Genomic DNA, 9,625 nt, shown 5'->3' with positions numbered 1-9,625 from the left:
TTTGATATCCGAAGTTTCCATGCCGCCGTATTTTTCCCGCCATTTATAAAAAGTTGAATTACCCATGCCATATTTACGGCAGAGTTCCTTGACAGGAATACCTGCTTCAGCTTCTTTTAAAATAGCGACGATTTGATGTTCAGTCATTTTTTTCATCATTAAATCCCCTTTTACTTTTATCATAGAGAATTTTCTACTTTTTTGCTGTACTATTTTAGGGGAGAGTTACATAGGAATCTAGAAAAAATACTATAACCTTTTCATTTAGTTAGATATTTTTTAATATTTTATATTGAACTTTAATTTTATTCAGATAAAATGTGTACAAATTTATACAATAGAGAATAACTTAATGTCTTTAATTCCAATTGGCAGTTCCGAATCAACCCCATATTTCTACTCTCTATTGTTCCTATTTCTTAATCCTCCTTATGGGGGATTTTTTTTGGCTATAAAACCTTATTCATTTTATTTTTATTACAACCTAATACCCAACTTCACTTTAAGAACATGCATGATCAGGAGATAGTATGGAATCTTTAACACCTTTTTATAATCCTTCTATAAGCTACGAAGATAATTATGCTCAAGGACCATTTGGTCTTTTTACACAATTAGATAAAGCTGAGCAAATTCCAACAAAATCTTCAAAATTTTTAAACCATGACGTTAATTTAGCATTTGGTATACCGGCAGGTCCTTTATTGAATGCAAACTACATTAAAGCCGCATTTGCCTATGGATTTGATTTATGCGTATATAAAACAGTTCGAACAAAACTACATAAATGTCATCCATTACCGAATGTATTATCAGTTCATCCTAAAGGTAAATTATCGTGTAATTTAGATACAGTATTAGCTGATACTGCTTACAATCAACCTCTATCAATTACCAACTCTTTTGGGGTTCCTTCTTTTTCACCAGATATTTGGCAACCAGATATGGCTGATGCAGTAAAATCTGCAGGTCATGGACAATATGTAATTGGTAGTTTTCAAGGAACGCAAAGCAATAAAGAAATAGAAAACGATTATGCTTTAGCTGCAAAATTAGTTAGAGAAACCAATGCGCCTATTCTTGAAGCAAATTTAAGTTGCCCAAACGAAGGAGCAAGTAAACTACTTTGCTTTGATATAGATAAAGTCGAACGAATTGTTAACGCTATTAAAATAGCTGTTCCTGATCGCCCACTTATTTTAAAACTAGCCTATTTCCCGGATGATGAAAGGATCGTTTCTTTATTGACTCGTGTCGGTTCTATTATCGACGGCTTAAGTACAATTAACACACTGTCCGCTAAACCAGTTGATGCTAAAGGTAATCCTGCCTTAGGTGAAAATAGAAAAGAAGGCGGTGTCTGTGGCAATGCAATTCGTTGGGCTGGTTTAGATATGGTAAGTAGATTAGCTAAATATCGAAAAGAAATGGAGCTAAAATTTGCTATTGTTGGTGTTGGTGGTGTTAGTTCTAGTGAACATTATCGTCAGTTTATTGATAATGGCGCCGATGCGGTCATGAGTGCTACAGGTGCCATGTGGAACCCAATGCTTGCTATAGAAATTAAGAAAAATCTTAAATAAAACTATTTATAGTTAGGCTTACATTTGTTACAGGGTAACTTACCCTGTGATTTTTTACTGCTAATATACCCTACTACATTCTTACTTTTTCCTAAAATAATAAAATAAAAAAACAATATGAGCTAAAAAAATGATAATTAAATAATTAGCACATATAAGGAATGAATAAAAATGAAAGGAATTTACAATACAATTAAGACCATTGCTAACATTTCAAACAAATTTGTTTTTGTTGCTTTCTTTTTTATATATAAGTTTGATAGTAATGATTATCAGTAAAATAGATATAAAGACGATCTGAGATATTGTTCAAAAAATAGGTCGTTAATAAATAAAAAAGCACTGTTGGTAGGGGCGGCACGAGAATACTAACTGTCCCCAATAAAAATGAAGCACTACCTATAATTATAAAAAACCATTTTTAAACATTATTAAATGTGACTTAGAAAGGTTTAAGTATTTAATTCAATACAGGTAGGCGATGTTAATAATATTATAAAGTGTAATTAAAAAATTTGAATTGGCGGAACGGACGGGGCTCGAACCCGCGACCCCCTGCGTGACAGGCAGGTATTCTAACCAACTGAACTACCGCTCCGCTTTATTTGATAGTTTTAACGTTGTAACGTTAAAGTAGGCGTGATATTAAAGATTATTTTTATTCTCGTCAATTAAATTTTTAAAATATGTGATCAATTGAATACAAAACAATCATTAATTTATATTCCACAATGCTCCTCCACTTTTTTTGTCAATTTTTTTTAAAATAATCTCATGTTCAGAAAGTTCATGTCTTGTGGCTCTGATTACTTTCAAAGGCACACCATTACGTTCTACTCTTTTAATTGAGTTTGATTCTGATAAAGATGAGTTATTATCTTCAGAACTAAAAGACAATGTCGTTTGCCCACCTGTCATAGCTAAATAAACTTCAGCTAAAATCTCAGCATCTAATAATGCACCATGCAATGTTCGGTGGGAATTATCTATCTGATAACGTTCACATAACACATCTAAATTATTACGTTTACCTGGGAACAAACGCCTTGCCATAGCCAAGGTATCAGTAATAATACAATGATCAGCTGTTTTAAAATCCAGACCACAAAGACGAAATTCATAATCCATAAAACCTATGTCAAATGATGCATTATGGATAATTAACTCGGCACCATCTATAAATTTAATAAAATCGTGAGCAACATTTTTAAAAATAGGTTTATCTTTAACAAAATCATCACTGATTCCATGCACTTTAAATGCATCTTCATCAATTAAGCGTTCGGGGTTTATGTAAACATGAAAATGGTTACCAGTTAAACGTCGATTAACAATTTCAACAGCACCAATTTCAATAATCTTATGTCCTTCATAATGATTATTGCCTTCTTGGTTCATACCTGTCGTTTCAGTATCTAATACAATTAGTCGTGTAGAATTATGGATCACTTTCTTCTCTTTTATATCAATCGTTGGGAAAAACTTTTATTTAATGGTATAGTCTAGCACCAAAATTTCTTAAAGTTGATACATTCAAAAATTAATATAGTTCTTAATTTACTTAAGTCACAGAATTACAGTAAATAAATTAACAAAAAATTTAAATAGTCATAAATGAAATTAAAAAGATGTTAAAAAAAATTGAAATATATACTGATGGCTCTTGCCTAGGTAACCCAGGTCCTGGTGGTTATGCTGCAATTTTAAAATATAAAACAAACGAAAAAATATTATCAGAAGGTTTTTTTAAAACTACGAATAATCGTATGGAATTATTAGCTGCAATTGTTGCTTTAGAGCAATTAAAGCAGCCTTGTCAAATTGAGTTATATTCTGATAGTCAATATTTGCGAAATGGAATCATCAATTGGATACATAGTTGGAAAAAAAATGGTTGGAGGACCGCCAACAAACAACCAGTAAAAAATGTCGACTTATGGAAAAGACTAGATGAATTAGTGCAGATTCATAAAATTGAGTGGATTTGGGTAAAGGGTCATGCTGGGCATATTGAAAACGAGCGTTGTGACATTATAGCTAAAACACAAGCTCAATCCCCTACACTACAAGATACTATATTTGAACAATGCATAAATGGTTAATGTATTAATTAAATTTTTTATTCAATTTTAAAAAGTTTATTTGCTTTTAACGACATAATTTATAATTAACGGTAAAAAATTAAAATGTATAAACTACATAGCATTGCATCCTTAAAAGATAATTATATTTGGATTCTAACCAATGCCAGTAACCAAGCCATAATTATCGATCCTGGGGAAGCCGAACCTGTTATTAATTATATTAATAAACATAAATTAATCCCCCTTGGAATTTTACTTACTCATCACCATATTGATCACACTGGAGGAGTAAACCAATTAAAAGCTCAATACCAAGATATTGATGTTTACGGTCCAAGTGAAATCAATTTACCAATTAATTATCTTATCAAACAAGATAAAGTCTGTATTGGTGATTTTAGTTTTGAAGTTATAGAAGTACCAGGGCACACTCTTGGTCATTTGGCATATTATTGCATGCCCTATTTATTTTCTGGGGATACTTTATTTTCAGCCGGTTGTGGAAGGATTTTTGAAGGTACTCATGAACAAATGTTAAATTCTTTAAAACATTTAAAACAACTGCCTAATGATACTTTAATCTGTGCAGGTCATGAATATACTTTATCAAATTTAGCATTTGCGTCCCAAATGCTGCCCGATGATAAAAATATCGAAAACTATTTAGATTCGATTTCTAATAAATTAATAACATTACCGTCTAATTTATCTGACGAAAAAAAAATTAATTTATTTTTACGATGTCATGAAAATAAATTACAAAATAAGTTCAAAATTAATAATGAATTAGAATTGTTTGTTTTTTTTAGAAGCCAAAAAGATATTTTTTAGGTATAATACTAATCTTAATTTAGGTAAAATTTACGGACTAATGAAAAAGTTATTAATATTTACAGCGTTATGTTTGTTTTTAATCGCATGTCAGCATCATGGACCACGATATAATCCTGTTGTTAGAATAAAGTATTCAAAAAACACAGCTAATAATACAAATAGTTCCAGTAATTATGTATCTATCACTCAGAATCCATGGCAATATATGCTGAATCAGATTGAAGCAAATGTTCCAGAAAATAGTCGAGTTAGCGCGGAAAGAGAACGATTATTACGTAATCCTAAAGGTTTTGAAGCCGTTGCCTTACGTTCAGAGCCTTATGTTTATTACATTATTAATCAGCTTCATAAAAATAACTTACCTGCGGAGCTAGCTTTAATTCCTCTTATTGAAAGCGCCTATGACCCACTTGCTACATCCTCTGCTCAAGCTGCAGGATTATGGCAATTTGTTCCTATTACAGCTAAAGAGTATGGATTACAGCGAAGTAGTTCGTTTGATGCTCGTCGAGATCTAATTGCATCGACTAATTCAGCTATTTCACTTTTACAAAATTTAAATAAGCGTTTTGATGGTGATTGGCTATTAACCTTGGCTGCTTATAATGCAGGTGAAGGTCGAGTAAGAAAAGCCATTGAGAGAAATCAGGCTAAAGGTTTACCAATTAATTATTGGTCGCTAGACTTACCAACAGAAACTATGCACTATGTGCCTAAAATTTTAGCAATTATTGATATTGTTAAGAATAATAAACGATATGGAATTAAATTACCTGATTGTAATTATGAAAATTCACTCGTTAGAATTGATATATCAAAGAATATTTCTCTTGCTAAAATTGCTAAATACTCAGAACTATCACTTGATGAGTTAGCTACTTATAATGCTGGATATGTGCAACAAACAGTAAATGGTCCTTTCCATTTGCTTGTTCCTTATGCTCATGCCAAAAGTTTATTCAAAAAGCTACAAGCAGAAAATCTTGTTGTGAATGAAATTACAGAACTTTTACAAGATACTCCTCGTTCTAATATGGCGTTTGAATTTAGAACAAGTTTTATTAAAAATAACAGTATAGTAAGTAAGGATAGTTTTTCCAAAAATGTAAAAAAGATTGTTTATCTTGTTAAAGCAGGAGATAGTCTCTACTCTATAGCTCAAAATTATCGTGTAAAAATTACCGATATCTTGCAATGGAATAATCTAAAGAATTCTAGAGTTCAAGAAGGTGATATGTTGACAATTAATCTTGTCAACGCAAATCCAATCTAAAATTTACTAATAAAGGATTATGATCTGATGCGGTTGTGCTAATAATTTCAGCCGCGTTAAGTTGTAATCCTCGATAAAAAACAAAATCAAGTGGTCTGCCCATAAATCTCTTTCGAACATCTACTGAAAAATTAACTGGCTTAAGTTCAATTGAACGAACAAAATGATACAACAAATTTAATCGTTGCCGACTCCATGCATTAAAATCACCCGCCAAAATCACTGGACCAATATGCTCTTTTATATGATTTAATAGCATGTGTATTTGCTGGCGATAAACTTTCACACCAATACTGAAATTTACGGCATGAATATTAGCAACTAATAACTGTTGTTTGGAATTGCTAATTGGATAAATAGTGATTAAAGCAGATTTAGGAACACGGATTAATGGTTCTTTTTCTCTAAAAGAAAAAAGTGAGATTGGCAAAGAATCTGAAATTGTCATGACTCCAGCATAAATATTATTAAAACAATATGCTGGAACATGATCTGCAATTTTATTGTGCTGTGAAATAAAATTTAGTAACGGCGATGTTGTTTGGGCTTCTTGTAACAAAATAAGTTTAGTCTTATCAACATAGTTTTTGAGTATATCAATGCAATCGGCCCTTTTTAGTTTAAAGATATTCCAAACTAAAATAGAAAACGATGTTTGATCAATTAATGGCGTATTAACTACTACTGATTGATTAGGTAAAACCAACTCAACTTTGTTATCTGTCTGATATCGTAAAGTATAACAGCGCTTTTTAAACATTTTTGGCGTTCAATTTTTCCAAATATTCATCAAAAGATAAAGTATTTCCTTGCTCTTTCTTTATCTGTTTCTCAATAGATAAATGGCGTTGTTGTACAAAATCACCTTCAGTTAATAATACTAAAGGTTCTACCATAAGCTGTTTTTTATATTGACTTGCTAAAACTAAACCGAATTGAGCTGTACCTAAATCACTTATTGCTTGCAACGTTCTTGCTGATAAAGTTAATTCCGGTTGATCAAACATTAAATCTAAGCGTTCACAAACATTACGATAACGCTGCATATCATCTCGATGATCTAGAACATCAGCAACACGTAACAGATCTTTAAATAATTCGTGACCGACTTTAGATAATGGCTCTCGATTACTTTCACATCCAATACCAATCTCAAGTCCTGGTTTTCGCCCTTCTATTATGACTCTATTCCAATTCAATTTAGCACATTCAAGTTCTTTACTACTCATCTCTGGTGCTGGTGCTAGTGCACACCAAATTAAAAATAGATCTATAAAACGTATTTGATCTTCAGTAATTCCTATTGGCGAAAATGGATTAACATCTAATGCTCTTACTTCAATATACTCAATACCACCACGCAAAAGTGCATCCGATGGAGATTCCCCTGCCATTGGCACTCGTTTAGGTCGAATAGGTGCGTAAAACTCATTTTCAATCTGTAATACATTATCATTTAATTGACGATAATGCCCATCCACTTTAACTCCCAACTTAGCAAAATCTGTAGACTCTGTATGCGTTGCACGTTTTAGTCCCTCTACATATGTATCCAAATGGTTAAAAGTAATACCAAGCTGTTTTTGGGCATTATTGGTGTATCCAATATCACTTAATCTTAAAGAAGTTGCATAAGGCAAATAGCAGTTACCATTTGTTTGTTCAATAAAGGCTTGTGCTTTAACTGGGTCTTGAATAAATGAAGAACACATTGATGGCGATGCACCAAATAAATAAGGAATAACCCAACCAAAACGGTAATAATTTCGTATTAAGGTAAAATAACCTTCAGAAATTACAGCTTTACCTTCCTCGGTATTTTTAACCCCTTCTCTTGCTTGCCAAAATGCAGTTGGTAGTGAAAAATTATAGTGAACACCTGAAATAGTCTGCATCATTGCACCATAGCGGTTTTTCAATCCTTCACGATAAATCGTTTTAAAGCGGCCTTCATTAGAAGTACCATATTGAGCAAGAATAATATCTTTTTCGTTTGCAACAAAACAAGGCATACTTAAAGGCCACATCATTTCATCACCAATATTTACGCTAGCATAGCGATGCAAATCGCGTAAAAACGTCAACATATAATCAATATTGGTATTAACTGGCGTGATAAATTCTAACATTGATTCGGCAAAATCAGTTGTTATCCAAGGATGGGTTAACGCAGCACCAATTTTTAAAGGAAATGGCGTTTTTGACAATGATCCATCAGGCAAAATACGTAAAGTTTCTCGTTCAATACCACGTTGAATACCTTGTAAAATAGTGTAGTGTTTTTCTAACCAACTAAGTGCTTTTGAGACATCAGGAATCATATTTTGCGCTTCCTTAAAAGGTAGTTATTTAATATTTATATTAACATAATTTAAAATTATGTTATGGCTAATTTATGACAACACGACAATACTTGGAATAAAAAAGCATTAAACATCGTAGTATAGCAATACTAAAAACTATAATTTACTATTTTTATTACAAATAATTTGATCTTAAATACATGGCAATTTTAAAAAAATAACAGCTATTTCATGGATAGGAAATAGCACATATAATGATTATCATAAATTTATTTTATTTATAATCGTTGCAATAAAACTAATATTTCCATATGTGAAGTATGTGGAAACATGTCAAATAATTGTACTTTTTGGATTTGATAATTTGGCAGTAACATTAAATCATCAACTAATGAAAATAAGTTACAACTTGAATACATAATATAATTAGGTGCCATTTGTTTCAAATACTGCATAAGTACTTTACCAGCCCCTCGTCTTGGGGGATTTAGTAAAACTAAATCAGGTACATTTTTTTGAGCTGTAGCGTATTTTGTTGCGTCAAATGCCTTGAAGTTTAATTGTTTAAAACCTAATTTTTTTGCTGATTTAGTTGCACACTCAATTGCGTCTGAATTAATTTCAATACCTGTAAGGCTAATATTTTTCTCAGTAACAAGGTTAGCACAACTTAACCCAAAACCACCTACCCCACAAAACATATCCCAAATAGAATGAATAGGTAAATCTGTGACCCAGTCACTTGCTGTTTTATAAAGGCTGCTGGCAACATATGGGTTTGTTTGAAAAAAGCTTTTAGGTTTAATAAAAAGAGGAGTGTTATTTAAAGTTATTGGAAGAAATGAATTATTAGTTAAGACTATTTCATCTTCACCTTCTAAAATAGCCGCATGATTTGGTTGAATATTTATCGAAATTACGTCTAAGTTTTGAATTTTGTCTTGTAATTGTTTAATAGAATTATTTATTTTAGCAACAAACTTGTGTGATTTTAAAACAAATCGTAGCATAAAGTTGCTCGTACCCTCAGTTTTACTTTCAGTAATTATAACAAATTTCAACTCCCCTTTACGCTTATTAATATTATAAGGAATAAGCCCTTGTTTACGAATGAAAGTTCGAACAAGTTTTAAGATATTTTGCATACTGTTTGAGTAAAGAGGACAATCGCATAAATCAACTGCCTCATTCCCCGTTTGTATACCTAAAACGGGCTTTTCAACACTACCTAACACTGCCATCTTTGCTTTATTACGAAAAGCGGTTTCATGACTAGCAAAAGGTTCTTTAACCTCGTTTGGTTTAAAATGAGTTAATTGTTGTAATAACTTATTTTGTTTTTCTGCCAGTTGTACATGATAAGGATGTTCTATCCATTGGCAAGATAAACACTTTTTTTGTTGGTAAAAGTGACATTGCATTGCGTTGCGATTAAAGCCTTTTTTATAATGGGTATAATTATATACAGAATATCAAACGAATATAACAATAGTTTTGAATTTTATACTAAAACATATATTTTCCTGAAACTTTTTTGCAAAAAATTAT

Annotated in this window: 9 protein-coding genes, 1 tRNA gene and 1 pseudogene; 4 read left to right on the top strand and 7 right to left on the bottom strand. The window is 31.6% G+C overall.

Annotated elements, in window-relative coordinates:
- On the bottom strand, positions 1–159 hold a 159-nt coding region (locus A9G37_RS08965), incomplete at its 3' end, for a transposase (protein WP_442903148.1).
- A 371-nt stretch (positions 160–530) separates the two neighbouring features.
- On the opposite strand from A9G37_RS08965, the gene A9G37_RS08960 reads away from it, so the two are divergent.
- Positions 531–1,583, top strand: coding sequence for a dihydroorotate oxidase (locus A9G37_RS08960; RefSeq protein WP_065575308.1), 1,053 nt, complete (start codon positions 531–533; stop codon positions 1,581–1,583).
- Between the two features lie 244 nt (positions 1,584–1,827).
- Here the strand turns inward: A9G37_RS08960 and A9G37_RS13635 are convergent, their stop codons facing one another.
- From A9G37_RS13635 to dnaQ, 3 genes are all read right to left on the bottom strand, one after another.
- Positions 1,828–1,992, bottom strand: a complete 165-nt coding sequence (locus tag A9G37_RS13635; RefSeq protein WP_081297712.1) for a DUF454 family protein — start codon at positions 1,990–1,992, stop codon at positions 1,828–1,830.
- 112 nt (positions 1,993–2,104) lie between these two features.
- Positions 2,105–2,181, bottom strand: a tRNA-Asp gene (locus tag A9G37_RS08955).
- 116 nt (positions 2,182–2,297) lie between these two features.
- Entirely contained in the window at positions 2,298–3,032 is a 735-nt protein-coding gene (gene dnaQ, locus A9G37_RS08950) for a DNA polymerase III subunit epsilon (RefSeq protein WP_218059360.1), read from the bottom strand.
- A 179-nt stretch (positions 3,033–3,211) separates the two neighbouring features.
- Here dnaQ and rnhA point away from each other — a divergent pair, with 179 nt between their 5' ends.
- The 3 genes from rnhA to A9G37_RS08935 all read left to right on the top strand — a co-directional run bounded on the left by rnhA (position 3,212) and on the right by A9G37_RS08935 (position 5,774).
- A complete protein-coding gene (gene rnhA / locus A9G37_RS08945) occupies positions 3,212–3,685 on the top strand; it encodes a ribonuclease HI (RefSeq protein WP_065575307.1) in 474 nt (157 codons plus the stop codon).
- Positions 3,686–3,769: 84 nt separating this feature from the next.
- Positions 3,770–4,498 (top strand): hydroxyacylglutathione hydrolase, encoded by a 729-nt coding sequence (gloB, locus tag A9G37_RS08940; protein WP_065575306.1) that lies wholly within the window; start codon positions 3,770–3,772, stop codon positions 4,496–4,498.
- A gap of 40 nt (positions 4,499–4,538) precedes the next feature.
- Positions 4,539–5,774, top strand: a complete 1,236-nt coding sequence (locus tag A9G37_RS08935) for a transglycosylase SLT domain-containing protein (RefSeq protein WP_065575305.1) — start codon at positions 4,539–4,541, stop codon at positions 5,772–5,774.
- Here the strand turns inward: A9G37_RS08935 and A9G37_RS08930 are convergent.
- The 3 genes and pseudogenes from A9G37_RS08930 to rlmC form a co-directional block, all read right to left on the bottom strand.
- On the bottom strand, positions 5,755–6,534 hold the full coding sequence (locus A9G37_RS08930; protein ID WP_065575304.1) for an endonuclease/exonuclease/phosphatase family protein: 780 nt from the start codon (positions 6,532–6,534) through the stop codon (positions 5,755–5,757). The two genes, A9G37_RS08935 and A9G37_RS08930, sit on opposite strands and share 20 nt — an antisense overlap.
- Complete coding sequence (gene gshA, locus A9G37_RS08925) at positions 6,527–8,095, bottom strand: glutamate--cysteine ligase (protein ID WP_065575303.1); 1,569 nt, start codon at positions 8,093–8,095, stop codon at positions 6,527–6,529. Before gshA ends, A9G37_RS08930 begins: the two co-directional genes overlap by 8 nt.
- Before the next feature lie 260 nt (positions 8,096–8,355).
- A pseudogene (gene rlmC, locus A9G37_RS08920) lies at positions 8,356–9,507 on the bottom strand (23S rRNA (uracil(747)-C(5))-methyltransferase RlmC); the annotation flags it as partial.
- Positions 9,508–9,625: the final 118 nt, after the last annotated feature.

Source organism: Gilliamella sp. GillExp13, assembly GCF_001690815.1.
Classification (GTDB): domain Bacteria; phylum Pseudomonadota; class Gammaproteobacteria; order Enterobacterales; family Orbaceae; genus Gilliamella; species Gilliamella bombi.
Note: the sequence above shows the minus strand (reverse complement) of the source record. Positions and strands in the feature narration are given on the sequence as shown.